A 23,280-nucleotide genomic window follows, 5' to 3' on the forward strand; every position below is an offset into this window, starting at 1 on the left:
CTACCTCGGCGCCCTGCTGGTGTCGCTCGGGTGCATGCTGCTGCTGGACTGGCGCTTCCGCCTGTTCTTCTGGCGCGACGTGTTCGCCGCGGCCGTCGTGACGGTGCTCGGGGTCGCGTTCTTCCTCGTCTGGGACGTGGCGGGCATCGCCGCCGGGATCTTCTTCCGCGGTGATGCGGTGATCGCGACGGGCATCGTCCTCGCCCCGGAGCTGCCGATCGAGGAGCCGGTCTTCCTGGTGTTCCTGGTCGTGTGCACCATGGTCCTGTACGGCGGTGCCGTGCGGATCATGGAGCGCCGCCGCGCACGGTCGCCCCGCGCGGAGGTCGCCCGATGACGTATCTGCAGCTGTCCGCCGTGTTCCTGGCCGTCGCCGCGACGGGCGGCCTCGTCGCCGCGCTCGTGACCCGGCGCGCTCCCCACGCCGGCGCTCTGGCCGCCACCGCCCTGACCCTCCTGGCGCTCACGGCCGTGTTCGACACCGTCATGATCGCGACCGGGCTCTTCCACTACTCCCCCGCACATCTCGTCGGCGTGCACATCGGTCTCGCGCCGCTGGAGGACTTCGCCTACCCGGTCGCCGCGGTGCTGCTGCTGCCCGCCGTGTGGACCGCCCTGCGGGCGCGACGTTCCCGTAGGGGAACCTCGGCCGCAGCGACCGCAGCCGCCACCGAACGGGAGGAGCGCGCATGAGCCGGGCGTCCGTGCCGCGCACGGGAGTCGGACACGACATCGCGCAGATCCTCCTGTCGTCGCGGCCTATCAGCTGGATCAACACCGCCTTCCCGTTCGCCGCCGCCTACCTGCTCAGCACGCGCGAGATCGACCCCACGTTCGTCATCGGCACGCTGTACTTCCTCATCCCCTACAACCTGGCGATGTACGGCATCAACGACGTGTTCGACTACGCGTCCGACCTGGCGAACCCGCGCAAGGGCGGGATCGAGGGAGCACTGCTGTCGCCGCGCATCCACCGCGCCACCCTGTGGGCCGCTGCCGCGACCAACGTGCCGTTCCTCGTCTACCTGTTCGCGGTCGGCAACCCTGCGTCGTGGTGGTGGCTCGCGGTGAGCGTGTTCGCGGTGATCGCCTACTCCGCGCCGGTGCTGCGCTTCAAGGAACGGCCGTTCCTCGACTCGATCACGTCGAGCACCCACTTCGTCAGCCCGGCCATCGTCGGCCTCGCCCTCGCGGGAGCTCCGGTCTCGGCGGCGACCGTGGTCACGCTCGGCGCGTTCTTCCTGTGGGGCATGGCGGCGCACGCGTTCGGCGCTGTGCAGGACGTGGGGCCGGACCGCGAGGGCGGCATCTCGTCCATCGCCACCGTGATCGGTGCCCGAGCCACCGTGCGCCTCGCGATCGGCCTCTGGGCGGTGGCGGGGGTCGCGATGCTCCTCACGCCCTGGCCCGGCCCCCTCGCGGCGGTACTCGCCGTGCCCTACATCGTGAACGCCGCACCGTGGTGGAACGTCACCGATGACACCTCCGGCAGGACCAACCGCGCCTGGCGCCGCTTCATCGCCCTCAACTACATCGCCGGCTTCCTCGCCACGATGATCCTCATCCTCGCCTGGGTCTCCTGACTCCGACGCCCCCGCGACGAACCCACCTCCTCCCGAAAGGAACCCGATGTCCCGCCCCGCCGAAACGCCGACCCCGCCGTCCCGAGAGCGCGTCCGTCGCCACTCGTGGCTGCGGGTCTTCCTCCCGGTCCTGCTGATTCTGGTGTGGCTGGCCGGGGCGTCGTTCGGTGGTCCCCTGTTCGGCAAGGTCGACGAGGTCTCCTCGAACGACCAGACCACGTACCTGCCCGAATCGGCCGACGCGACCACCGTGCAACAGCTCCTGGGCGAGTTCAACGACAGCGACGCGATCCCGGCCATCGCGGTGTTCACCTCGGACCAGGAGCTGACGCAGACCGAGCTCGACGCGATCAGCGATGCGGTCGCCGACGCTCCGTCGGTCGAGGGCGTCGCGGACGACGTCTCGCCCGCGCTCCCGTCCGACGACGGGAAGGCCGTGCAGGCGTTCATCCCGATCGAGGGCGACGCGGAACTCGCCGATACCACCACGGCGCTCGGCGAGGAGTTGCGCGCGGCGGTCCCCGACGGGGTCACGGTCTACATCACCGGACCGGCCGGTTTCAGCGCCGACCTGGTCGCCGGCTTCTCGGGGATCGACGGCCTCCTGCTCGGGGTGGCGCTGCTGGCGGTCCTCGTGATCCTCGTCCTGGTCTACCGGTCGTTCCTGCTGCCCCTCGTCGTGCTGTCCACGAGTCTGTTCGCGCTGTGCGTCGCGCTCCTGGTGGTGTGGTGGCTGGCGAAGTGGGAGATCCTGCTGCTGAGCGGACAGACCCAGGGCATCCTGTTCATCCTCGTGATCGGCGCCGCGACCGACTATGCGCTGCTCCTCGTCGCCCGCTTCCGTGAAGAGCTGCGCGTCGCGCAGGACAAGGGCGTCGCGCTGCGGGCCGCGTGGAAGGGCTCGGTCGAGCCGATCGTCGCGTCAGGCGGCACCGTGATCGCCGGACTGCTGTGCCTGCTGCTCAGCGACCTGAAGTCGAACAGCACACTGGGGCCGGTCGCCGCGATCGGCATCGTGTTCGCGATGCTGTCGGCGCTCACACTGCTCCCGTCGTTGCTGCTGCTCTTCGGGCGCGCGGTGTTCTGGCCCCGCCGGCCCCGTTTCGAGCCCGAGGTCGTCGCGGAGGAGCACGGCATGCGCACCACCGGGCTGTGGGCTCGCCTCGCCGGCGCGGTGAAGAAGCGCCCCCGGGTGATCTGGATCGTGACGACGCTCGTGCTCCTGGCCGGAGCCGCCGGAGTCACCCAGCTCGACGCGGTGGGAGTGCCGCAGTCCGACCTCGTACTCGGAGCCTCTGAGGCGCGCGACGGGCAGGTCGCGCTGGGCGAGCACTTCCCCGGCGGGTCGGGCAGCCCGGTGTCGGTCGTGGTCGACGAGGAGCGCATGCAAGACGCGGCGGACGTGCTCCTGTCCAACGACGGGATCGACGGGGTCACGGTGACCGCCGCCGACTCCCCGAGCGGCTCCGCGCCGATCGACGAGGACGGGATCACGGCGGTCGGCCCTCCGGGAACCCCCGCGCCGGATCCCACGGTCGTGGACGGTCAGGTGCTGCTGCAGGGGACCCTGACCGACGCAGCGGACTCCGCCGAGGCTGCCGCGACGGTGCGGGAGCTGCGCGTCGAGCTCGACGACCTCGGTGCGATCGTGGGCGGCGTCACGGCCACATCGGTCGACACGAACGATGCCTCGATCCACGACCGCAACCTCATCATCCCGGTGATCCTGCTCGTGATCATGCTGATCCTGATGCTGCTGCTCCGGTCGATCCTCGCCCCGGTGCTGCTGATCCTGACCACGGTGCTGTCGTTCGGAACCGCGCTCGGCGTGTCCGCGCTCGTGTTCAACGGGATCTTCGCGTTCCCCGGCGCCGACCCGGCCGTCCCGCTCTACGGCTTCGTGTTCCTCGTGGCCCTGGGCATCGACTACAACATCTTCCTGATGACCCGCGTGCGCGAGGAGTCGAAGCAGCACGGAACACGCGAGGGCATCCTGCGCGGGCTCTCGATCACCGGGGGCGTCATCACCTCTGCCGGCCTCGTGCTCGCCGCGACGTTCGCCGCCCTCTCGGTGATCCCGATCCTGTTCCTCGTGCAGCTCGCGTTCATCGTCGCGTTCGGCGTCCTGCTCGACACGTTCGTCGTGCGCTCGCTGCTCGTGCCCGCTCTCACGTACGACATCGGGAAGGCCATCTGGTGGCCGTCCGCGCTGTGGCGCCGCGGGAAGCCGTGACGACGGGATCGCGGGAAGGGTGCCCTCGACAGGATTCGAACCTGCGACCTGCCCTTTAGGAGAGGGCTGCTCTATCCTGCTGAGCTACGAGGGCGCGCACCCCAGTCTACGGGACCGGGATGCGCGCCCTCGGCCGCTCAGGGTCAGGCCGCGAGGGCGAGGTACGGCTCCCACCGCGGGTCGCTCCGCTCGGACCCCCGCACCGTCCAGGCGGTGCCGTGGGGTGGGCGCGGCGTGAACCGCAGCTGCCACCGCATCTCCTGCGGCGTGCGATTGCTCTTGAGGTTGTTGCACCGCAGGCAGCACGCGACGAGGTTCTCCCACGAGTCCGCTCCCCCGCGCGACCGGGGCAGGACGTGGTCGATGGTCGATGCCGACTTGCCGCAGTAGCCGCAGCGGTGGTCGTCGCGGCGGAGCACCCCGCGCCGGGTGACCGGAACACGTCGCCCGGTCGGCACCCGCACGTAGCGGGACAGGATGATCACGGCTGGCCGGTCGTAGACACCGTGCGTCCCCCAGACGGGGTCGTCTTCGACGCGCTCGATCACGGTCGCTTTCTCATTCATGACCAGGACCAGTGCTCGCTTGAACGACACGATCGCCAGCGGCTCGTACCCGGCGTTCAGGACCAGTGTGCGCATTCGTCATCCTCTCGATCCGCCGGGACGGCTTCCCGGCACTCTCGACTCACACGGCATCGCACAGGTGGTGGAGTGCACGCAGGGACGAAAAAAGGCGCTGTCTAGAGACAGCGCCTTTCGCGCGCGGCAGGACCGCGGCATCCCTGCGGGCGATGCTGAAGGACGTGACGACCGAGGGCATCCATGGTTCGGATGGTCGGTATTCGCTCCATCAGCCTCTCCCGCCTGTTCGACGACGGGTTCAGGCTAACCCATCCCACAGGGGGCAGGGCGCAACAGCGGGTGAACGATCGCAGGTGTGTCCGTCAGCCGGCGTTGATCGAGAGCCAGTTGCCCGGCTCCACCAGGCCGCCGTTGATCCACACCTCGAAGTGCAGGTGGTTCGCGGTCGAACGTCCCGTGCTGCCGACGTAGCCGATGAGCTGACCGGCCGCGACGCTCTGGCCGGCCTGCACCTGACGCGAGCCGTAGAGCATGTGGCCGTACGTGGTCTGCACGCGCTGGCCGCCGATGACGCTGTCGAGCATGACGCAGACGCCGTAGCCGCCGATGTTCTCGGCCGAAGCCCGGACGACGCCGGCCGCAGCCGCGTAGATCGGGGTGCCCGCGGGTGCGAGCATGTCGATGCCGTTGTGACCGCCGCCGATCGTGCGGCTGACGTGCCACGAGCCGAGCGGCAGCGGATAGCGCACCTCGCCGGAGCCCGGCGCGGTGAGCGCGTAGCCGGCCGTGTTGAAGCGACCGCCCGACGACGAAGCCGCAGCGGTGGCGGCGGCCGCGGCGCGAGCGGCAGCGGCCTCCTCGGCCTTCTTCTTCGCGATCTCGTCGGGAGTCGTCGCGCTGAAGGTGCCGCGCACGACGGGAGCGGAGGTCGCCTCGGAAGCGACGACCAGCGACTGCGCGTCGACCGCGGCGAGCTGCTGCACCGTCGTGGTGGCGGCATCGGCCGGCTTGGACGCGGCGTAGGCGGGAAGCGCGACGGCGGCGACCAGTGCACCGACGGCACCGAAGATCGCCACCGACCGGAGAGGCTTGACCACCTTTCGCGCCGTCACCTTCGGTGGGGTGCGGCGAGCCGGAACTCGATCTTCAGGTGTCTTCTCGGTCGGTTCGATGTCTGCGGCCAAAACGTGGTCCTCCTGGGCCTTCGCACCTCGGGTGTGCTGGCTCATCGGCGCTCTCCTCGATGGCGCGGATGGGGAATCGGGTACGAGAGTCATCCGTGCCGAGAAGACGATGAGCCTGAAGGCGTATCTTCGCGGTCCATCCCCAACGGGCTTCTTCGCTGAGGACCTGACCGAGGTTACCGGAAGATAACGATCATGTCACCCTGGGAAACTGGCAATCCTCGGTGAGGCCGTCCGACGCCCCGAGACGGTGCGCGACGAACCGCGATTCTGCGGCGCGATCAGGCCGGTTCGCCCACCAGGAAGATGTGCGACGCGAGCTCGACGGGAAGCTCGAGCCCCTCGTCCTTGCCGTCCATCTGGATGAGGACGTAGCCCTCGTTGAACCGGAAGTCACCGCGCGCCCCCGGTACGACGCCCGCATCGCGCAGCTGCTCCAGCAGCTCGGGGTCGACCTGCGCGGGCTCGGCCAGACGACGCACCGTGCCCTCGACGGGCTCGCCCGCCGCGTTCAGACGCTGCACCAGACCGACGACGCCCTCATCGAACGTGCGGGCCGGGAGGTCGCCGAGCTGATCCAGACCGGGGATCGGATTGCCGTAGGGCGACTCCGTGGGATGCCCGAGCAGCTCGACGAGGCGGCGCTCCACCTGCTCGCTCATCACGTGCTCCCAGCGGCAGGCCTCTTCGTGCACGAACGCCCAGTCGAGTCCGATCACATCCGACAGCAGGCGCTCGGCGAGACGGTGCTTGCGCATCACGTCGACCGCCTTGCGGCGACCGGCGTCGGTGAGCTCGAGCGTACGATCCTCGGAGACCACGACGAGCCCGTCGCGCTCCATCCGCCCGACCGTCTGCGACACGGTCGGTCCGGAGTGGCCGAGCCGCTCGGAGATGCGCGCGCGCAGCGGCACGATGTTCTCCTCCTCGAGTTCGAGGATGGTGCGGAGATACATCTCCGTGGTGTCGATCAGATCGGTCATGTGCGGGCCCTCCGAAGTTCTTAGGCAAGCCTACATTCCCGCGGGGACATCGGATCGACAGCAGGCGGGGCGGCCCCGTGCGCTCCCCCTAGAATCGACCCATGGCGATCGAGATTCCCGGTGACCTCCTGCCCGCTGACGGGCGCTTCGGCTGCGGCCCCTCGAAGGTGCGGCCCGCACAGCTGGAGGCGCTGCTCTCCTCCGGCTCGTCGATCCTCGGCACCTCGCATCGTCAGGCGCCCGTGAAGAACCTCGTCGGCAGCGTGCGCGAGCGGCTCGCCGCGCTGTTCCGCATCCCGGACGGATACGAGATCCTGCTCGGCAACGGCGGCTCCACCGCGTTCTGGGATGCCGCGGCGTTCGGCCTCATCGAGCGTCGTAGCCAGAACCTCGTGTTCGGCGAGTTCGGCGGCAAGTTCGCCGCCGCCGCCGGGGCCCCGTGGCTCGAGGCCCCCGACGTGCGCAGAGCGGAGCCGGGATCCCGCACGCAGGCCGCATTCGTCGACGGGATCGACGTGTACGCGTGGCCGCACAACGAGACCTCGACCGGCGTGAGCGCTCCGGTGTCGCGCGTCGACGCCGACGGGGCCCTGACCGTGATCGATGCGACGAGCGCGGCGGGCGGCATCGACTTCGACGTCGCGCAGGCCGATGTGTACTACTTCGCCCCGCAGAAGAACCTCGGGTCGGACGGCGGACTGTGGTTCGCGGCCGTCTCGCCCGCCGCGGTCGACCGCATCGAGCGCATCGCCGCTTCGGGCCGCTACATCCCCGAGTTCCTCAGCCTCAAGCAGGCGGTCGACAACTCCCGACTCAACCAGACCCTCAACACCCCGGCGCTGACCACGCTGCACCTGCTCGACAGCCAGCTGCAGTGGATCCTCGACAACGGCGGCCTCGCCTGGGCTGCGGCGCGCACCGCGGAGTCGTCCTCCGTGCTGTACGACTGGGCCGAGGCCTCCACCGTGGCGACGCCGTTCGTGTCCGACCCGGCACACCGCTCGCCGGTCGTCGCGACGATCGACTTCGACGACAGCATCGACGCGGCAGCGATCGCGAAGACGCTGCGCGCCAACGGCATCGTCGACACCGAGCCGTACCGCAAGCTCGGACGCAATCAGCTGCGCGTCGCGACGTTCGTCTCCATCGAGCCCGACGACATCCGTCAGCTCACGCGCTCGATCGACTACGTGCTGGAGAACCTCGGCGGCTGAGCGCCGGGACTCACTCCTCCTCGTCGACCTCGCCGGCGTCCGCACCGCGGACGTCGGCGTCGTCGTCTTCGGCGTCGTCGTCTTCGGCGTCGTCTTCGACATCCGCGTCGTCGTCCTCCGCGTCGTCGGATGCGGAGTCGTCGAGTTCGTCGTCGGATGCGGAGTCGTCGAGCTCGTCGATGTCGACGCCGTCGAGGTCGCCGGCGTGAAGGATGTCGGACGCCTCGTCGTCATCCTCGTCGAGCTCGTCGTCCAGGACATCGTCGAGTTCGACGTCCGCGGCTCCGTCTGACCGGTCGCCGTCATCGCCGTCCGTTGCCGCCGCAGCCGCGTCGGCGAGCTCGGCCTGGTGCGCGCGATACTCCGCCAGGCGCTCGGCCCAGGGCACCCATTCGGGCGCGAGGAGTGCGCCGTCGCCCGGCAGGAGCTCGGCCTCCAGCACCGTGGGCTCTTCGTCGTCGACGCGGGCCACCGTCACGGTCCAGTACCACCCCGGATATCCGGCCAGCCGGTTCTCGAAGCGCAGCGAGACCGATCCGTCTTCCTCTGCGATGTATCCGGCGGCCGGCCCGATGGTGGACGCGGGAGTGAACTCGCGCAGCGCTGCGAGCGCGAGATCATGGGCCTCGACGAGGCGGGCGTCAGCCTCAGGCTTCGAGGTCATCAGCGACCTTGCGCAGAACGGCTGCGATCTTGCGGCCGTGACCGGAGGACGGGTAGCGCCCGCGACGCAGATCGCCGCCGATGCCGTCGAGCAGCTTCACCAGGTCTTCGATGATGATCGCCATGTCGTCGGCGGGCTTGCGCTTGGCCTTCGCCAGGCTGGGCGGGGCCTCGAGCACCCGCACGGACAGCGCCTGCAGGCCGCGCTTGCCATCGGCGACGCCGAACTCCACGCGCGCACCCGCCTTGATCGCGGTGCCGGCCGGCATCGCGGAGGCGTGCAGGAAGACGTCCTGGCCGTCATCGCTGGCGATGAAGCCGAAACCCTTGTCTTCGTCGTAGAACCTGACCTTGCCGGTGGGCATGGGTGAACCTCGCTGGTATCGAAAAGCAGAACAGAGCGCGCTCGTGCGCGTGCGTCCAGCCTACCGGTCGCGGGGCGAACGGAACCGACCGCGCCGGGGCGAGTAGTCTGGAGCGGATGAGCACGCAGAGCCCCGGACCGGAGGTCCCCATCCGCCGGATCGATCGCATCCTGGCGTTCACCGCACTCGGGATCGCCGCCGCCTCCGTGGTGTGCTTCTTCGCGATCATCATCGGCACCGCCACGGGCATGGACCGCGCCGCGTTCGGTGAAGGCGCGTGGCCGGTCGTCGCCGCGATCCCCTACTGGGGGCTGCCACTCGCGTTCGTGCTGATCATCACCCTGCTGATCATGAGCTTCGTCCGGAAGGGTCGCGCGCAATCGCGTCGCTGAGCCCCCGCCGATGAGCACGCACGCACGACCGCTGGCCGACCGCCTGGCCGCAGCGAGCGATGCCGAGCTCCGAGAGCTGTTCGCCGCCCGCGGCGTACGCCCCGACGCGACGTGGCAGGACTTCTTCGATGCGGCTGAGGCCCTGCTGGAACCGTCCTCCCTGAGCCGAGTCCTCCCGGCACTCACCGCCGCGGAGGCCGCGTCCCTCGTGGATGCCGTCGCCGGTGAGCAGCCGGGCGAGGGCCGCGAGCGACTGGTCGCCCTCGCCCTCCTGCGCGCCGACGGGACACCGCAGCCGCCCGTGGACCTGCTGGTCGAAGGCCGCGCGCGGCCGACGCCGATCGACGCCACTCCCCCCGCGCCGTCCTCCGAGGCCACGTCCGCTCACGCCGCCGAGCGCGCCTTCACCACGGTCGCGCGCCTCGCCGACCTCCTCCTCATCGCCAGGGAGCGGCCCTTCGCCCTCCTGCTCGGCGGAGCGGTGAGCGCCGGCGAGAAGCGACAGCTCGCCGAGGCCGGGCTGCCCACCGAGGCCATCGACCTGCTCTCCGGACTCGCCGTCCGTGCCCGGCTGGCGGCCCCGGTCGACCGTCGGCTGCGGACGACCGCGCTCGCCGAGGAGTGGCTGCGCTCTTCCGTCGCCGCCCGCTGGACGCTCCTCGCGACCGCCTTCCGCGACTCCCTGCCGCGCGGTCTTCGCCCGGCGACTGCCGGGTGGATCCCGGTGTCGCAGTGGCCGCTCGCGCACCCCTGGGACGCCGCCTGGACGGAACACGCCGCTGAGCTCACGGAATCGGCCCGGCTGATCGGTCTGATCGCCGACGACGGCACCGAGCCCCCCTGGGCCGCGCCGCTCCGACGCGGAGAGCCCGCCGACGCCCGCACCCTCGTCGCACAGCTCCCGGCGGAGGTCGACCGCATCTTCCTCCAGAACGACCTCACGGCCATCGCTCCCGGTCCGCTGCAGCCCGCCCTCGACGTGCGACTGCGCACGATCGCCGTCCGGGAGTCCGCTGCACAGGCCTCCTCCTACCGGTTCACCGCCGAGTCGGTGGCCCACGCCTTCGCCACCGGGGAGAGCGAACACTCCATCCTCGACTTCCTCGGCGCGATCTCCCTCACCGGAATACCCCAGCCGCTGGGCTACCTGCTGGCGCAGACCGCCCAACGGCACGGCCTCATCCGGGTGTCCGTCGACGGCGAGACGGGGCGCACCCGGATCGAGAGCAGCGACCCGCACGTGTTGGAAGCCCTCGCGGTCGATCAGGCGCTCCGACCGCTCGCGCTCACAGCCCACGTGGGCTCGCTCACCACGCGAGTGGCACAGGACACCGTGTACTGGGCGCTGACGGACGCCCGCTACCCCGCGAGCCTCGTCGACGAGGACGGAGCGATCGTCGTGCGCGACCGCCACCCCGCCGCTCCCCCGGCCGACGGACACGACCCCGCTGACGACTACGACACGCTGATCGCCCGGCTGCGCGATCGCCAGGGTCCGGACGCCGATGCCGCCTGGCTCGACCGGGAGCTCGAAGCCGCGGTGCGAGCCAAGGCCGTCCTGCGTGTGACGGTCGGCATGCCGGACGGATCCACGCGGGACCTGCTCCTGGAGGCCACGGGTATCGGTGGCGGACGGCTGCGCGGCCGCGACAGGGCCGCCGACGTCGAGCGCACGCTCCCGGTGTCGAGCATCCGCGCGGCGACCGTCGTGGCCCCGTGAGGCCCTGCCCTCCGGACGGCCGGTAGACTGGTCAGCTATGTCTGATGGCCCCCTGATCGTCCAGAGCGACCGCACCGTGCTGCTCGAGGTCGCCCACGCCGATGCCGAGAGCGCCCGACACGAGCTCGCGATCTTCGCCGAGCTGGAACGCGCGCCGGAGCACATCCACACGTACCGCATCACCCGCCTGGGACTGTGGAACGCGCGAGCCGCCGGGCACACGGCAGAAGACATGCTGGAGACGCTCGACCGCTGGTCGCGTTTCCCGGTGCCCCCGTCGGTCGCCGTCGACCTGCGCGAGACCGTCAACCGCTACGGACGGCTCGTCATCGAGCGCGACGACGAGGGCGTGCTGATCCTGCGGTCGACCGATCCCGCCGTGCTGGCGCAGGTCGCGAACAACAAGCGCATCCAGCCGCTGCTGATCGGCCACCCGACTCCCGAGACCTTCGTGGTCGACGCGTGGGCCCGCGGACAGATCAAGCAGGAGCTGCTGAAGATCGGCTGGCCCGCGGAGGACCTCGCGGGCTACACGCCCGGCACTCCGCACGAGATCGAGCTCGCCGAGGACGGCTGGCACATCCGCCCGTACCAGCAGGACGCGGTCGACGCCTTCGCGAAGGACGGCTCCGGCGTCGTGGTCCTCCCCTGCGGCGCGGGCAAGACGATCGTCGGGGCCGGAGCCATGGCCGCGACGAAGACCACGACGCTGATCCTCGTGACCAACACGGTCTCGGCGCGACAGTGGCGCGACGAGCTGCTCAAGCGCACCAGCCTCACACCGGAGGAGATCGGCGAGTACTCGGGGCAGTCGAAGGAGGTCAAGCCGGTCACCATCGCGACCTACCAGATCCTCACCGCCAAGCGGAAGGGCGAGTACGCGCACCTGGCGCTGCTCGACGCCTTGGACTGGGGCCTCATCGTGTACGACGAGGTCCACCTCCTGCCCGCGCCGGTGTTCAAGCTGACCGCCGACCTCCAGGCCCGTCGCCGCATCGGCCTGACCGCGACGCTCGTCCGTGAGGACGGCCGCGAGGGCGACGTCTTCAGCCTGATCGGACCGAAGCGCTTCGACGCTCCCTGGAAGCAGATCGAGGCGCAGGGGTTCATCTCCCCGGCCGTCTGCTACGAGGTGCGCGTGGACCTTCCGCCGAGCGACCGGCTGGAGTACGCCGCGGCGACCGATGACGAACGCTACCGCCTCGCCGCGTCGGCGCCCGCCAAGATCGACGCCGTCCGCGAGCTGATCGCGAAGCACGAAGGAGAGCAGATCCTCGTGATCGGCCAGTACCTCGATCAGCTCGACTCGCTGTCCGATGCGCTGAACGCACCGCAGATCACCGGATCGACGCCGGTCGAGGAGCGCGAGGAACTGTACCGCGCCTTCCGCGAGGGCGACATCTCACTGCTCGTGGTGTCGAAGGTGGCGAACTTCTCCATCGACCTGCCCGAGGCCTCTGTCGCCATCCAGGTGTCCGGCTCGTTCGGCTCACGGCAGGAGGAGGCCCAGCGGCTCGGACGGCTCCTGCGTCCCAAGCAGTCCGGACACACGGCGAGCTTCTACACGCTCGTCGCTCGGGACACGATCGACCAAGACTATGCGCAGAACCGCCAGCGGTTCCTCGCCGAGCAGGGCTACAGCTACACGATCATGGACGCGGACGCGATCGCCGCGGCCGCCTAGCCTCGGCGGTGCGGCTTCCGGCGCTCCGAAGGTAATCAGCAACCGCATGGCCGAAGTCACCATAATGGGGACATGACTGCTGCGCGCATCCTGGTCGTCGACGACGAGCCCAACATCCGCGACCTGCTCTCCACGGGTCTCAGCTTCGCCGGGTTCCAGGTGAAGACGGTCGCCAACGGCGCCGCCACGATCTCGGCCGTCCTCGAGGAGGAGCCGGACCTCATCATCCTGGACGTCATGCTGCCGGACATGAACGGCTTCAGCGTGACCAAGCGCCTCCGCGGCGCCGGCTTCACCGCTCCCATCCTGTTCCTCACCGCCAAGGACGGCACGGACGACAAGATCGAAGGCCTCAACGCCGGCGGCGACGACTATGTCACCAAGCCGTTCAGCCTCGACGAGATCGTCGCCCGCGCCCAGGCCATCCTCCGTCGCACCATGCAGGCCGACGAGGAGTCGATCATCCGCGCCGGCGAGCTGTCGATGGATCAGGACACCCACGACGTCTACGTCGGCAAGGAGCCGATCGAGCTGAGCCCGACCGAGTTCAAGCTCCTGCGCTACCTGATGCTCAACCCCAACCGGGTGCTCTCGAAGGCTCAGATCCTCGACCACGTCTGGGAGTACGACTTCAACGGCGATGCCGGCATCGTCGAGAGCTACATCTCCTACCTGCGTCGGAAGATCGACCCGCACACGGAGGAGTCGCTGATCCAAACGAAGCGCGGCTTCGGCTACATGCTCAAGGTCGGCAAGACGGTCTGACGACGTCGCACGGATCCGCCCTCGACGGCGGGATCGCCACAGCAGGGAGGGCCGCATGGCGCACGAGCCGGATGCGGTGACCACGTGGTGGCGGCGGATCAGCCTCCGCGCCAAGGTCACCGGCGTCACGGTCGCCGTGCTCGCGCTCGGTCTGCTGGTGGCCGGGATCGGCACGGTTCCGCTGCTCCGCAACGCGCTCGTGGAGAACATCAACGCGCAACTTCCTGCCCTCGTCACGAGCGATCTGATCGAGCGCTACTTCGACACCACGACGATCGACGGCGTCACGACCTACACGCCCCGCGACGAGAAGCCCCGCGACTTCTCCTTCGCGGTGTATGACGCGGAGGGCGCGCTGCGCGCCACGGCCCCCAGCGCGTCGGGTCGTGCCCCCTTCTTCCCCGCGGAGTACTCGCTCTCGGAGGCACAGGCGAACGAGGACAAGGTGCTCGCGCTCGAGGGGGACAACGGCAGCGTCTACCACGGGGCCGTCGCCCTGGTGCAGCAGGAGGGCACGCCGCTCAGCATCCAGATGGTCGCTCTGCCGTTGGCCGAGGCCGATCGCATCATCAGCCAGTACTTCGGCATCTACATCACGATCGCGCTGATCACGATCTTCGTCGCCGCATTGCTCACGCGCGGCCTGGTGACGCTGACGTTCCGGCGGCTGGGGCAGGTCGAGCAGACCGCCATGTCGATCGCGGCGGGCGACTTCCGACAGCGCCTCACCGACCTGGAACCGACCACCGAGGTGGGCCGCCTCAATGCCGCGATCAACACGATGCTCGACCGCGTCGATCGCTCCCTCGCGCAGCGCGACCGGACCGTGCAGCACATGCGACGCTTCATCGGCGACGCGAGCCACGAGCTGCGCACCCCGCTCGTGAGTGTCCGCGGCTACGCCGAGCTCTATCGCATGGGCGCGATCACGGGCGAAGAGGACACCGCCAGGGCCATGGAGCGCATCGAGAAGGAAGCGATCCGGATGGGGGTGCTGGTGGAAGACCTGCTGGCGCTGGCTCGGCTCGATGAGGAGCGCGAGCCCACGATCGAGCCGCTCGACCTCCGGCCGATTGCGCGCGACGCGGCGCTCGACGTACGGGCGGCAGCACCCGGCCGGGTGATCTCGGTGATCGACCGGACGCTGGAGAACGTCCCCACGGCGCCGGTGCGCACGCCGATCGTCCCGATCGAACCCGAGCGCACCGCCCCGCGCGTGCGGCCGCTCGCACCGCTGTCCCGGCTGCGCCGCCGCGCCAAGCAGAACGAGGAACCGCCGGCCATCGACTTCAGCGAGGTGCAGGACATTCCCGTGCGGACACCGCCGATCGTGCTCGGCGAGGAGAACAAGGTGCGCCAGGTCGTGACCAACCTCTTGGGCAACGCGCGGCGCTTCTCCCCCGCCGACAGCCCCATCGAGATCGTCGTGGACTCGGATCGCCTGGCGGGAACGGCGAGTATCGCCATCGTCGATCACGGAGAGGGCGTGCCGCCGCAGATCCGGGAGCAGATCTTCGAGCGGTTCTGGCGAGCGGACACTTCGCGGGCGAGGGAGACCGGCGGATCCGGGCTGGGCCTGGCGATCGTGGCCTCCATCCTGAAGGCGCTCAACGGCGACATCGCGGTCTCCGAGAGCCCGGGGGGCGGAGCGACCTTCACGGTCACGCTGCCCCTGGCACCGGCCCAGGCTACGCCGGCCCACCTGCTCGAAGACACGCAACCGCTCGACCCGCTCGACCTGCCCTGACTGCGACGCCTGGCGCTGGCTCTGCACGGAGTCGTGAGCGGACGAGGTGTCCCCAGGACGCAGGGGTGACCCGCCTCCCGTCCGCTCCATCGACGTGGCCTCACCTACCGTCGGAAGCTCCGAGATGAAGGAGTTCCTCATGACCGTATTCACCGTCGACACCGATGCCATGCACGCCGCGCACGCCTCCACCCGCGCGACCATCGAGCGTCTGCGTGCCGAGTCATCGACGCTCATGGCGCAGCTCAGGCAGTTGCAGTCGTCGTGGGTGGGAACCGCGTCCAATGCGTTCCAGGGGTGTGCCGAGCAGTGGCAGGGCGCGCAGCTCCACGTCGAGCAGGTGCTCGACGGCATCGGCACATCGCTCGGCTCCGTCGCGACGCAGTACGCCGACGCCGACCAGTACTCGGCGAGCATGTTCCGCTGAGCGTCGGCTTCACTTCCGGTGAACACCAGAAAGCCCCCGGCCGGAGCCGGGGGCTTTCTGTGGATGCAGCGGGATCAGAAGTCCATGCCACCCGAGGGGTCACCCACGGGAGCGGCAGCCTTCTCCGGCTTGTCGGCGACGACGGCCTCCGTCGTCAGGAACAGGCCGGCGATCGACGCGGCGTTCTGCAGCGCGGAGCGCGTGACCTTCGCCGGGTCGATGATGCCCTGTGCGAACATGTCGCCGTACTCGCCGCTGGCGGCGTTGAGGCCCTGGCCCGCGGGGAGCTCGGAGACCTTGTTGGCGACGACACCCGGCTCGAGACCGGCGTTGAGGGCGATCTGCTTGAGCGGAGCCTCGATCGCCACGCGGACGATGTTCGCACCGGTCGCCTCGTCACCCTCGAGGGACAGGGCGTCGAGCGCCTTGGTGCCGGACTGGATGAGCGCGACGCCACCACCGGGGACGATGCCCTCCTCGACGGCCGCCTTCGCGTTGCGCACGGCGTCCTCGATGCGGTGCTTGCGCTCCTTGAGCTCGACCTCGGTTGCAGCGCCCGCCTTGATGACGGCCACGCCACCGGCGAGCTTCGCCAGGCGCTCCTGCAGCTTCTCGCGGTCGTAGTCGCTGTCGGTGTTCTCGATCTCGCGACGGATCTGCGTGACGCGACCCTCGATCTGGTCGGCCTCGCCGGCACCCTCGACGATCGTGGTCTCGTCCTTGGTGACGATGACCTTGCGGGCACGACCCAGCAGGTCGAGCGTCGCGTTCTCGAGCTTCAGGCCCACCTCTTCGGTGATGACCTGGCCGCCGGTGAGGATCGCGATGTCCTGCAGCTGCGCCTTGCGACGGTCGCCGAAGCCGGGAGCCTTGACGGCGACCGACTTGAAGATGCCCTTGAGCTTGTTCAGCACGAGCGTCGCCAGAGCCTCGCCCTCGACGTCCTCGGCGATGATGACGAGCTCCTTGCCGTCCTGGATCACCTTGTCGACGATGGGCAGGAGGTCCTTGATGTTCGAGACCTTCTGGTTGGCGATGAGGATGTACGGGTCCTCGAACACGGCCTCCTGGCGCTCCGGGTCCGTGACGAAGTACGGGTTCAGGTAGCCCTTGTCGAAGCGCATGCCCTCGGTGAGCTCGAGCTCGGTGCCGAAGGTCTGCGACTCCTCGACGGTGACCACACCCTCCTTGCCGACCTTGTCGATCGCCTCGGCGATCAGCTCACCGATGGCCGGGTCTGCCGCCGAGATGGACGCGGTCGCGGCGATCTGCTCCTTGGAGTCGATCTCCTTCGCGCTGCTCAGCAGCTCCTCGGTGATGGCGGCGACGGCCTTCTCGATGCCGCGCTTGAGGGAGATGGGGTCGGCGCCGGCCGCGACGTTGCGCAGACCCTCGCGGACCAGGGCCTGGGCGAGCACCGTGGCGGTCGTCGTGCCGTCACCGGCGACGTCGTCGGTCTTCTTGGCGACCTCCTTGACGAGCTCCGCGCCGATCTTCTCGTACGGGTCGTCCAGCTCGATCTCCTTGGCGATGGAGACACCGTCGTTCGTGATCGTGGGGGCGCCCCACTTCTTCTCGAGCACGACGTTGCGACCACGCGGGCCGAGGGTCACCTTGACCGCGTCGGCGAGGATGTTGAGGCCACGCTCGAGGCCGCGGCGGGCCTCCTCATCGAAGGCGATGATCTTTGCCATGAGTTTTGTCGTCCCTCCTGGACGTAGACGGTGGGTTTAGCACTCAGAGTGAGAGAGTGCTAACGCCATTCTGGCACTCGACACCATCGAGTGCAAGCCGCGTCGCCCGCCTGTGGAGGGGCGTCAGGGAGCGGGAGTCTCCTCGGACTGCTCCGGCGCCGACGCTGAGCGATCGAGGCCGATCACGACGGTGAGCTGCTTGCCGCCCGTCTCGTTCAGATCGGCGTAGAAGTCGTCCTGCTTCACCGCAGCGCCGCCGATCACCCCGGCGAGACCCACGGCCGCCTGCTCGTCCGCGTCGTCGACGTAGTAGATGGTCGTCGTGGCGAAGTCGTCGCTCGCGCTGTCCGTGGCGAACACGATCCCCGCCGGCCAGCCGGCATTGATGAGAGTGTCACGCATCTGGTCGTCGAGGCCGGAATCAGGGGTCGCGTTGAGGATCATGACCGAGTAGCTCGGGTCGACCACACCCGTCTCCTCCGGTGTCGGCACCGCGCTGGGGCCCGCCTCGGGGAACAGCTCGATGCGCCCCATGACGACCAGCGAACCGAAGATCCCGGCGATGATCAGGACGAGCGCAGCCACGAAGGACCACAGCAGGACCACCCAGCCGTTCATGCCCGGAGCCTCCGCGCGGTGGGCCCCGACGCGTCCGGAGGCGCGGGGAACGTCATCGAATCGGTCACGGGAGGGCTTGGACACCCCTCGATGCTAGCGGCACGATGCTGGCAATCCGCGACGGAGGCCAGCGAGCGGAGCGAAGCGGGTCCGTCAGCCGACGAAGCCGGGCATGCGCGCCGCCCGTCGGGTGCCCCGGGTGTCGCGGAGCCGTCGCAGCCGCCGCACCAGGACCGGGTCGAACGCCAGGGCCGCCTCCGAGTCGATGAGTCGTCCGAGCAGCTGGTAGTAGCGCGCCGCGCTCATGCCGAGGGTGCTGCGGATGACCTCTTCCTTCATGCCGCCATGCCGCGGCCAGGCGGCTTCGAGGGCGAGGATCGCGCGGTCGCGTTCCGTGAGGTCTCCGAGCATGGCTCCAGGTTAGGACGCGGTGACGTCATCGCCCGCGCGCCACTCCCACCATAGCCCGAGCGGGTCGGCCGCCGCCCGCACCCTGCCGTCGAGCGCGACCACGAAGCCGGACCATGTCGTCGCGTCCACGGACGGCCGCCACACGTCGAGCAGTCCGGGTGGGTCGATCGTGATCCATCGCGCCGGCAGCCCCTGGATCTGCGCGACGAGAGCCTCGCGCGCACGGCGGGGGATGTGGACGAGCACCCCGGGCGTCGTGACGACGGGGGTGGCACCCACAGGCATCATCGCCAGGAGCTCCTCGAGCCTCTCGGCCGCGTCGCCGGCGAGCAGCAGCGGTGGATCGGCTGCGACGATGTCGAGCGCGGCCTCGATGCGGCGCTCGCGCCCGGACTCCCCCGGCCACACGAGCCCGCGCAGCCACCGCCGGTCTCCGTCGTCCGCGGCATCGAGCGGTGCGAGATCGATGCCGCCCCGCCACACGACCTCGGGCAGGCGAACACTCGGCATCGTCCCCGTCACCCGACTCTGCAGCACGACCGGGGAGGGACCGTCGTGCGGGTCGACGGCGAGCCGTTCGGAGCCCTCGGCCGTCACGTAGCGATACGAGTACCGGTCTGGGTACAGGCAGAGACCGGCCGATGCGCCGAGCTCGAGAAGCGCGATCGGCCCCTCGATCTCGGAGAGGACCGGGAGCAGCGCCGCCAGCCGCAGCGGCTCGTTCGTCTGCAGGGACCGCGCCGCGCACTCGGCCACGAGCACGTCGGCGTGCGCCAGGACGAAGGCGCGCCACGCCGCGTAGTCCTCGAGCGGGGCGCCCAGCAGCCGGGACACCGCGAACACCAGCGGTGGCTGGCGGTGCGTCTCCGGGATGCGACGCAGCACATCGCGCAGCTGCTCGTCATCGCTGACGCCGGCCGCCCACTCCCCGTACAGGGCGCTGCGCCCGGGGGCCTCGTCGCGCGCGAAGCGGGCATAGCGCTCCCGGATCGGGTCGGTCATGCGTCCATTCTGACGCGCAGCGCCGAGACACCGCCGCAGCGTGGAGAATGGAGAGGACCCGAGGAGGACGCAATGTCGTACAGCGTGGACAAGACCGAAGACGAGTGGCGCAAGGAGCTCGGCGAAGAGCAGTACGCGGTGCTGCGCCAGGCCGCGACCGAGCGCGCCTGGACCGGAGAACTGCTCGACGAGGAGCGCGCCGGCCTGTACACGTGCGGAGCGTGCGGCGCCGAGCTGTTCAAGAGCGGCACCAAGTTCGACTCCGGGTGCGGGTGGCCCAGCTTCTACGAGTCGATCCGGCCCGACGCCGTGGAGCTCCTGGAGGACGACAGCCTGGGCATGGTGCGCACCGAGGTCCGCTGCGCGACGTGCGGCTCGCACCTCGGGCACGTGTTCCCCGACGGCTTCGGCACTCCCACGGGCGACCGCTACTGCATGAACTCGATCGCGCTGAACTTCACGCCAGACGAGTCGTGAGCGCGCTCGACGCCGTCCGCGCACGACAGTCCTGGTCGAAGGTCGGAGACACCGCGCCCGGGCGGGAAGAACTGCTGGCCCTGGTGGCCGCGGCCGGACGCGTCGCCGATCACTCCTCGCTGCGACCGTGGCGGCTGATCGAGCTGCGCGGCGCCGATCGAGAGGCCCTCGGAGCAGCGATCGCCCAGGCGCAGGGCGACGACTCCCCCTCGACGAAGCCGCTGCGCGCCCCCCTGCTGATCGCGGTGGTGGCCAGCTACCAGCCGAGCGAGAAGGTGCCGCGGTGGGAGCAGGAGGCCGTCGCCTCCGGCGTCGCCCACGTGCTCAGCCTCCTGCTGGACGAAGCAGGGTGGGGTGTGATCTGGCGCACCGGACATTACACGCGGTCGCAGCCGGTCGCGGCGATGCACGGCCTCGCCGACGACGAGGAGCTGCTGGGCTGGCTGTACGTCGGCGACAAACCGCCGGGGAAGTCGCCGGGCCGACGCAAGGCCGTCGACGCGCGCAGACTGCTGACGCGTCTTCCCTCGACCCAACCGGCCGTCGCCGCCGCCGAGCCCGCCGAGCTCGCCGAGAACGAGAAGAAGGCCGAGGCGAACGCGGAGAAGAAGTCCGCCAAGAAGGCGAAGAAGAAGGCCGCCAAGAAGGCGAAGAAGAAGGCCGCGAAGGAGAACCCCGCGTAGTCACCGGCCACGACGCCGCGGCACTGCCACGACGACCGACGCCACCGCGACGACGACCATCGCGATCACCTGCCACAGCGCCGGTCCCGCCTCCGCAGGCCACAGCACGTCGATCACCACCGAGGTCACCAGCTGGCCCAGCACCGAGCCGAGCCCCATCAGCAGCACTCCCGTGTGAGCCACGATGAACGCGCCGAGCAGGATGTACGCGGCACCGAGGAACCCGCCGAGGTAGAGCCACGGCTCGGCCGGGAGGGGGTCCGGCGCTCCGCGCAGCGCGACGCTCAGGGCCGCGGCGACCGCGAGCACGACCGTCCCGGCGATGAAGCTCATGAGCGTGGCGGCGATGGGCGACTGCACGCGCTGCGCCAAACGCCCGTTGGTCGCGGCCTGCCAGGCGATGCCCACTCCCGCGAGGAACGGCAGCACCAGCATCCACAGCGGAGCGGACGCCAGGACGTCGCCCGACAGGGAGATCGCGACCGCGGCGAGCGCCAGCGCCCCACCGAGCAGGCGACCGGGGGTCACCGCGACGACGCCCGCGGGCCCGAAGCCGATCCGGTCCAGCACCAGGCCGTGGAGCGTCTGCCCCGCCACCACGCCGACCGTGAACAGCGAGACGCCGAGGACGCCCGCTGTGAGCCCCTGCGTCGAGACCGTGAGGGCCCCGCACGCGCCGCCGAGGAGCATCCAGAACGGGACGGAGCGCCCGCGGACCCCCCGCCATAGCCGTACGGCACCGCGACGGGCGAACGGCAGGAGCGCGATCACGACCGCGAGCGCCACGAGCCCGACCGAGAAGGAGAGGAAGCCCGCGACGATGCCGTTGTCGACCCGTACGCCCAGCACCCCGTTGATCCGCGCCTGGATGGCGGTCATGACGCCGATGGCGACGGCTCCGCCGAGGGCCAGGGGCGCGGGGAGTCGACGGGCGTCTGTCACCCGTCGACCCTATCCGAGCCCCGGAACCCGACGGCCCACGGTGCTCACGGCGCAGCATGGTGGCCCCGGACAGCGCCCCCGCGCAAGCGGTCACTCATCCTTCCGGGGGAGGATCCGGAGCGCGCGGAAAGGTACCGCGGGCGGACGCGCGCGGCGGGCGCCGTCCGTAGCGTGGACGACATGATCACAGCAGAAGGCCTCACCAAGAGGTTCGGAGACAAGACGGCCGTCGATGACGTGTCGTTCACCGTCCAGCCGGGCACGGTCACCGGGTTCCTCGGCCCGAACGGTGCCGGGAAGTCGACGACCATGCGCCTGATCGTCGGACTCGACCGGCCCACCTCGGGTCGCGCTGCCGTCGGCGGGCGCGAATACCGCAAGCTCCGCGCCCCGCTCACCGAGGTCGGGGTGCTCCTCGACGCGAAGGCCGTGCACACCGGGCGCACCGCCAGGAATCATCTGCGGGCGATGGCCGCGACCCACGGCATCCCCGACTCGCGGGTCGACGAGGTGATCGACCTCGCCGGCATCGGCTCCGTCGCCCGCAAGCGCGCCGGGAAGTTCTCCCTGGGCATGGGCCAGCGCCTCGGGATCGCCTCGGCTCTACTGGGTGACCCGCACACGTTGATCCTCGACGAGCCGGTCAACGGTCTCGACCCCGAGGGTGTGCGCTGGGTGCGGCAGTTCGTGCGCCACGCCGCCTCGGAGGGGCGGACCGTGCTGCTGTCGAGCCACCTGATGAGCGAGATGGCGCAGACCGCCGACCACGTGATCGTGATGGGACGCGGGCGTGTCCTCGCCGATGCTCCCCTCGCGGACCTCGTGCGTTCGTGGACCAGGAACACCGTTCGGGTGCGCACGCCGCGTCCCGCGGAGCTCGCCGCGGCCGTGGGGGCGCCGGACGTCGAGATCGTCAGCTCCGCGCCGGATCTGCTCGACATCGTCGGTCTCCCGGCCGCACGCATCGGCGACCTGGCTGCCGAACGCGGTATCCCCCTGCACGAACTCACGCCCACCACCGGCTCTCTCGAGGACGCCTACCTCGCTCTCACCGGCGACGCCGTCGAGTACCGCACGAAGGAGCTCTCATGACCACGCAGGCCCCCGTCGCCACGACACCGCGCGTCGACACCGGTCGCCGGCTCACCTTCTTCCGGGCCGTCCGCAGCGAGACCATCAAGCTCACCACGCTGCGCTCCACGTGGTGGTCCATCGCGATCGCCGCCGTCCTCACGATCGGCATCGCCATGCTGATCGCCCAGGCGGTGGACGTTCCGGGGTTCGAACCCATCCAGGCCGTGGTCATGCCGATCCAGTTCACGATGCTGTTGGCGGGCATCATCGGCGCGATCGCGGTGACCGGCGAGTACTCGACCGGCATGATCCGCTCGACGCTCACGGCCGTTCCGGTGCGCGGGGCCGTCCTGCTCGCGAAGTCGCTCGTGCTGGCGCTGTTCCTGTTCGTGTCCTCGCTCGTGATCTTCGGTGTCGCGGCCGTGGCGGTCGGGATGATCGTCGGTTCCCGCGATCAGAGCATCGACTGGTCCGACCCGTCGGCGTCGTTCCTGCCGATCCTGGTCGCATCCCTGTCGATGTCGGTGTTCGCCCTGATCGGCGTCGCGTTCGGGTTCATCCTGCGCTCGGGCGCCGGCGCGATCGCCGCGACGGTCGGCCTGCTGTTCGTGCTGCCGATCGTCGGGAACTTCTTCTCGATGGCCGGTGAGGCGTGGGCGTGGGTGGTGGATGCCGCGACCTATCTTCCGGTGGCGGCCGCGCAGAGCGCGATCCTCCCGGGTGAGGGAGCGGCGATCGAGGCCCCCGTCGCCTTTCTGACGCTCGCTTGCTGGGTGGTCGGAGCGCTGCTTGCCGCATGGGCGGTCCTGCGCACGCGCGACGCGTAGAGTCGGCC

At 70.1% G+C, this 23,280-nt stretch carries 25 protein-coding genes and 1 tRNA gene; 15 read left to right on the forward strand and 11 right to left on the reverse strand.

The window, feature by feature from the left end; translation table 11 throughout:
- Positions 1–34: 34 nt before the first annotated feature.
- The 4 genes from ACWH95_RS00095 to ACWH95_RS00110 are packed head-to-tail and all read left to right on the forward strand — an operon-like array spanning position 35 to position 3,816.
- Positions 35–337 (forward strand): lycopene cyclase domain-containing protein, encoded by a 303-nt coding sequence (locus ACWH95_RS00095; protein WP_206253531.1) that lies wholly within the window; start codon positions 35–37, stop codon positions 335–337.
- Positions 334–693, forward strand: coding sequence for a lycopene cyclase domain-containing protein (locus ACWH95_RS00100; protein WP_454119974.1), 360 nt, complete (start codon positions 334–336; stop codon positions 691–693). Before ACWH95_RS00095 ends, ACWH95_RS00100 begins: the two co-directional genes overlap by 4 nt.
- The gene (locus ACWH95_RS00105) at positions 690–1,583 is read left to right on the forward strand and encodes a prenyltransferase (RefSeq protein WP_136031561.1); all 894 of its coding nucleotides are present in this window, start codon (positions 690–692) and stop codon (positions 1,581–1,583) included. The genes ACWH95_RS00100 and ACWH95_RS00105 overlap by 4 nt, the downstream gene beginning before the upstream one ends.
- Positions 1,584–1,629: 46 nt before the next feature.
- Positions 1,630–3,816: an MMPL family transporter gene (locus tag ACWH95_RS00110; protein ID WP_136046250.1), complete on the forward strand. Its 2,187-nt coding sequence runs from the start codon at positions 1,630–1,632 to the stop codon at positions 3,814–3,816.
- Between the two features lie 20 nt (positions 3,817–3,836).
- On the opposite strand, the gene ACWH95_RS00115 is transcribed toward ACWH95_RS00110, so the two are convergent.
- The 4 genes from ACWH95_RS00115 to ACWH95_RS00130 form a co-directional block, all read right to left on the reverse strand.
- Positions 3,837–3,910: transfer RNA gene (locus tag ACWH95_RS00115), tRNA-Arg, on the reverse strand.
- A gap of 49 nt (positions 3,911–3,959) precedes the next feature.
- Positions 3,960–4,457: an HNH endonuclease gene (locus tag ACWH95_RS00120; protein WP_136031557.1), complete on the reverse strand. Its 498-nt coding sequence runs from the start codon at positions 4,455–4,457 to the stop codon at positions 3,960–3,962.
- 305 nt (positions 4,458–4,762) lie between these two features.
- Entirely contained in the window at positions 4,763–5,497 is a 735-nt protein-coding gene (locus ACWH95_RS00125) for a M23 family metallopeptidase (protein WP_240744570.1), read from the reverse strand.
- A gap of 368 nt (positions 5,498–5,865) precedes the next feature.
- Complete coding sequence (locus ACWH95_RS00130; protein ID WP_136031553.1) at positions 5,866–6,567, reverse strand: metal-dependent transcriptional regulator; 702 nt, start codon at positions 6,565–6,567, stop codon at positions 5,866–5,868.
- 101 nt (positions 6,568–6,668) lie between these two features.
- Here ACWH95_RS00130 and serC point away from each other — a divergent pair, with 101 nt between their 5' ends.
- Positions 6,669–7,781, forward strand: coding sequence for a phosphoserine transaminase (gene serC, locus ACWH95_RS00135; RefSeq protein ID WP_136037069.1), 1,113 nt, complete (start codon positions 6,669–6,671; stop codon positions 7,779–7,781).
- A 10-nt stretch (positions 7,782–7,791) separates the two neighbouring features.
- Here serC and ACWH95_RS00140 read toward each other — a convergent pair whose 3' ends face one another.
- Both ACWH95_RS00140 and ACWH95_RS00145 read right to left on the reverse strand, forming a co-directional pair.
- A complete protein-coding gene (locus tag ACWH95_RS00140) occupies positions 7,792–8,445 on the reverse strand; it encodes a DUF3027 domain-containing protein (protein WP_247637588.1) in 654 nt (217 codons plus the stop codon).
- On the reverse strand, positions 8,429–8,809 hold the full coding sequence (locus tag ACWH95_RS00145) for a cold-shock protein (protein WP_136031547.1): 381 nt from the start codon (positions 8,807–8,809) through the stop codon (positions 8,429–8,431). The genes ACWH95_RS00140 and ACWH95_RS00145 overlap by 17 nt, the downstream gene beginning before the upstream one ends.
- Before the next feature lie 116 nt (positions 8,810–8,925).
- Between ACWH95_RS00145 and ACWH95_RS00150 the strand changes: the two genes are divergently transcribed.
- From ACWH95_RS00150 to ACWH95_RS00175, 6 genes are all read left to right on the forward strand, one after another.
- Positions 8,926–9,201 (forward strand): multidrug ABC transporter ATPase, encoded by a 276-nt coding sequence (locus ACWH95_RS00150; RefSeq protein ID WP_136031545.1) that lies wholly within the window; start codon positions 8,926–8,928, stop codon positions 9,199–9,201.
- 10 nt (positions 9,202–9,211) lie between these two features.
- Positions 9,212–10,921: a helicase-associated domain-containing protein gene (locus ACWH95_RS00155; protein WP_454119975.1), complete on the forward strand. Its 1,710-nt coding sequence runs from the start codon at positions 9,212–9,214 to the stop codon at positions 10,919–10,921.
- A gap of 37 nt (positions 10,922–10,958) precedes the next feature.
- Entirely contained in the window at positions 10,959–12,605 is a 1,647-nt protein-coding gene (locus ACWH95_RS00160; RefSeq protein ID WP_136046254.1) for a DNA repair helicase XPB, read from the forward strand.
- Between the two features lie 72 nt (positions 12,606–12,677).
- Positions 12,678–13,370 carry a response regulator transcription factor gene (locus ACWH95_RS00165; protein WP_136031539.1) on the forward strand — a complete coding sequence of 231 codons (693 nt, stop codon included), beginning with the start codon at positions 12,678–12,680 and terminating at the stop codon, positions 13,368–13,370.
- Between the two features lie 55 nt (positions 13,371–13,425).
- Positions 13,426–15,117 carry a sensor histidine kinase gene (locus ACWH95_RS00170; protein ID WP_454119976.1) on the forward strand — a complete coding sequence of 564 codons (1,692 nt, stop codon included), beginning with the start codon at positions 13,426–13,428 and terminating at the stop codon, positions 15,115–15,117.
- 139 nt (positions 15,118–15,256) lie between these two features.
- Positions 15,257–15,544, forward strand: a complete 288-nt coding sequence (locus ACWH95_RS00175; RefSeq protein WP_136031536.1) for a WXG100 family type VII secretion target — start codon at positions 15,257–15,259, stop codon at positions 15,542–15,544.
- A gap of 74 nt (positions 15,545–15,618) precedes the next feature.
- Here ACWH95_RS00175 and groL read toward each other — a convergent pair whose 3' ends face one another.
- From groL to ACWH95_RS00195, 4 genes are all read right to left on the reverse strand, one after another.
- The gene (gene groL / locus ACWH95_RS00180) at positions 15,619–17,238 is read right to left on the reverse strand and encodes a chaperonin GroEL (protein WP_136037073.1); all 1,620 of its coding nucleotides are present in this window, start codon (positions 17,236–17,238) and stop codon (positions 15,619–15,621) included.
- A 123-nt stretch (positions 17,239–17,361) separates the two neighbouring features.
- Positions 17,362–17,940 (reverse strand): LytR C-terminal domain-containing protein, encoded by a 579-nt coding sequence (locus ACWH95_RS00185; RefSeq protein WP_308194328.1) that lies wholly within the window; start codon positions 17,938–17,940, stop codon positions 17,362–17,364.
- A 69-nt stretch (positions 17,941–18,009) separates the two neighbouring features.
- Entirely contained in the window at positions 18,010–18,267 is a 258-nt protein-coding gene (locus ACWH95_RS00190) for a DUF3263 domain-containing protein (protein ID WP_136031532.1), read from the reverse strand.
- Between the two features lie 9 nt (positions 18,268–18,276).
- On the reverse strand, positions 18,277–19,269 hold the full coding sequence (locus ACWH95_RS00195) for a DUF2332 domain-containing protein (protein ID WP_247637590.1): 993 nt from the start codon (positions 19,267–19,269) through the stop codon (positions 18,277–18,279).
- 72 nt (positions 19,270–19,341) lie between these two features.
- On the opposite strand from ACWH95_RS00195, the gene msrB reads away from it, so the two are divergent.
- Positions 19,342–19,746: a peptide-methionine (R)-S-oxide reductase MsrB gene (gene msrB, locus ACWH95_RS00200; RefSeq protein ID WP_136037075.1), complete on the forward strand. Its 405-nt coding sequence runs from the start codon at positions 19,342–19,344 to the stop codon at positions 19,744–19,746.
- A complete protein-coding gene (locus tag ACWH95_RS00205) occupies positions 19,743–20,429 on the forward strand; it encodes a nitroreductase family protein (protein WP_454119977.1) in 687 nt (228 codons plus the stop codon). Before msrB ends, ACWH95_RS00205 begins: the two co-directional genes overlap by 4 nt.
- On the opposite strand, the gene ACWH95_RS00210 is transcribed toward ACWH95_RS00205, so the two are convergent.
- Complete coding sequence (locus ACWH95_RS00210) at positions 20,430–21,341, reverse strand: DMT family transporter (protein WP_247638847.1); 912 nt, start codon at positions 21,339–21,341, stop codon at positions 20,430–20,432.
- A gap of 210 nt (positions 21,342–21,551) precedes the next feature.
- Here ACWH95_RS00210 and ACWH95_RS00215 point away from each other — a divergent pair, with 210 nt between their 5' ends.
- Positions 21,552–22,463, forward strand: a complete 912-nt coding sequence (locus ACWH95_RS00215) for an ABC transporter ATP-binding protein (RefSeq protein ID WP_136046258.1) — start codon at positions 21,552–21,554, stop codon at positions 22,461–22,463.
- The gene (locus ACWH95_RS00220; protein ID WP_247637592.1) at positions 22,460–23,272 is read left to right on the forward strand and encodes an ABC transporter permease; all 813 of its coding nucleotides are present in this window, start codon (positions 22,460–22,462) and stop codon (positions 23,270–23,272) included. The genes ACWH95_RS00215 and ACWH95_RS00220 overlap by 4 nt, the downstream gene beginning before the upstream one ends.
- The last annotated feature ends 8 nt before the right edge of the window (positions 23,273–23,280 follow it).

The sequence above is a fragment of the Microbacterium sp. NPDC055502 genome, assembly GCF_053643635.1.

Bases quoted from the DNA above. Each gene is read 5' to 3' on its own strand.
- ACWH95_RS00095 (WP_206253531.1), top strand. From the start codon at position 35: ATGCTGCTGCTGGACTGGCGCTTCCGCCTGTTCTTCTGGCGCGACGTG.
- ACWH95_RS00100 (WP_454119974.1), top strand. From the start codon at position 334: ATGACGTATCTGCAGCTGTCCGCCGTGTTCCTGGCCGTCGCCGCGACG.
- ACWH95_RS00105 (WP_136031561.1), top strand. From the start codon at position 690: ATGAGCCGGGCGTCCGTGCCGCGCACGGGAGTCGGACACGACATCGCG.
- ACWH95_RS00110 (WP_136046250.1), top strand. From the start codon at position 1,630: ATGTCCCGCCCCGCCGAAACGCCGACCCCGCCGTCCCGAGAGCGCGTC.
- ACWH95_RS00120 (WP_136031557.1), bottom strand. From the start codon at position 4,457: ATGCGCACACTGGTCCTGAACGCCGGGTACGAGCCGCTGGCGATCGTG.
- ACWH95_RS00130 (WP_136031553.1), bottom strand. From the start codon at position 6,567: ATGACCGATCTGATCGACACCACGGAGATGTATCTCCGCACCATCCTC.
- serC (WP_136037069.1), top strand. From the start codon at position 6,669: ATGGCGATCGAGATTCCCGGTGACCTCCTGCCCGCTGACGGGCGCTTC.
- ACWH95_RS00140 (WP_247637588.1), bottom strand. From the start codon at position 8,445: ATGACCTCGAAGCCTGAGGCTGACGCCCGCCTCGTCGAGGCCCATGAT.
- ACWH95_RS00145 (WP_136031547.1), bottom strand. From the start codon at position 8,809: ATGCCCACCGGCAAGGTCAGGTTCTACGACGAAGACAAGGGTTTCGGC.
- ACWH95_RS00150 (WP_136031545.1), top strand. From the start codon at position 8,926: ATGAGCACGCAGAGCCCCGGACCGGAGGTCCCCATCCGCCGGATCGAT.
- ACWH95_RS00155 (WP_454119975.1), top strand. From the start codon at position 9,212: ATGAGCACGCACGCACGACCGCTGGCCGACCGCCTGGCCGCAGCGAGC.
- ACWH95_RS00160 (WP_136046254.1), top strand. From the start codon at position 10,959: ATGTCTGATGGCCCCCTGATCGTCCAGAGCGACCGCACCGTGCTGCTC.
- ACWH95_RS00165 (WP_136031539.1), top strand. From the start codon at position 12,678: ATGACTGCTGCGCGCATCCTGGTCGTCGACGACGAGCCCAACATCCGC.
- ACWH95_RS00170 (WP_454119976.1), top strand. From the start codon at position 13,426: ATGGCGCACGAGCCGGATGCGGTGACCACGTGGTGGCGGCGGATCAGC.
- ACWH95_RS00175 (WP_136031536.1), top strand. From the start codon at position 15,257: ATGACCGTATTCACCGTCGACACCGATGCCATGCACGCCGCGCACGCC.
- groL (WP_136037073.1), bottom strand. From the start codon at position 17,238: ATGGCAAAGATCATCGCCTTCGATGAGGAGGCCCGCCGCGGCCTCGAG.
- ACWH95_RS00190 (WP_136031532.1), bottom strand. From the start codon at position 18,267: ATGCTCGGAGACCTCACGGAACGCGACCGCGCGATCCTCGCCCTCGAA.
- ACWH95_RS00195 (WP_247637590.1), bottom strand. From the start codon at position 19,269: ATGACCGACCCGATCCGGGAGCGCTATGCCCGCTTCGCGCGCGACGAG.
- msrB (WP_136037075.1), top strand. From the start codon at position 19,342: ATGTCGTACAGCGTGGACAAGACCGAAGACGAGTGGCGCAAGGAGCTC.
- ACWH95_RS00215 (WP_136046258.1), top strand. From the start codon at position 21,552: ATGATCACAGCAGAAGGCCTCACCAAGAGGTTCGGAGACAAGACGGCC.
- ACWH95_RS00220 (WP_247637592.1), top strand. From the start codon at position 22,460: ATGACCACGCAGGCCCCCGTCGCCACGACACCGCGCGTCGACACCGGT.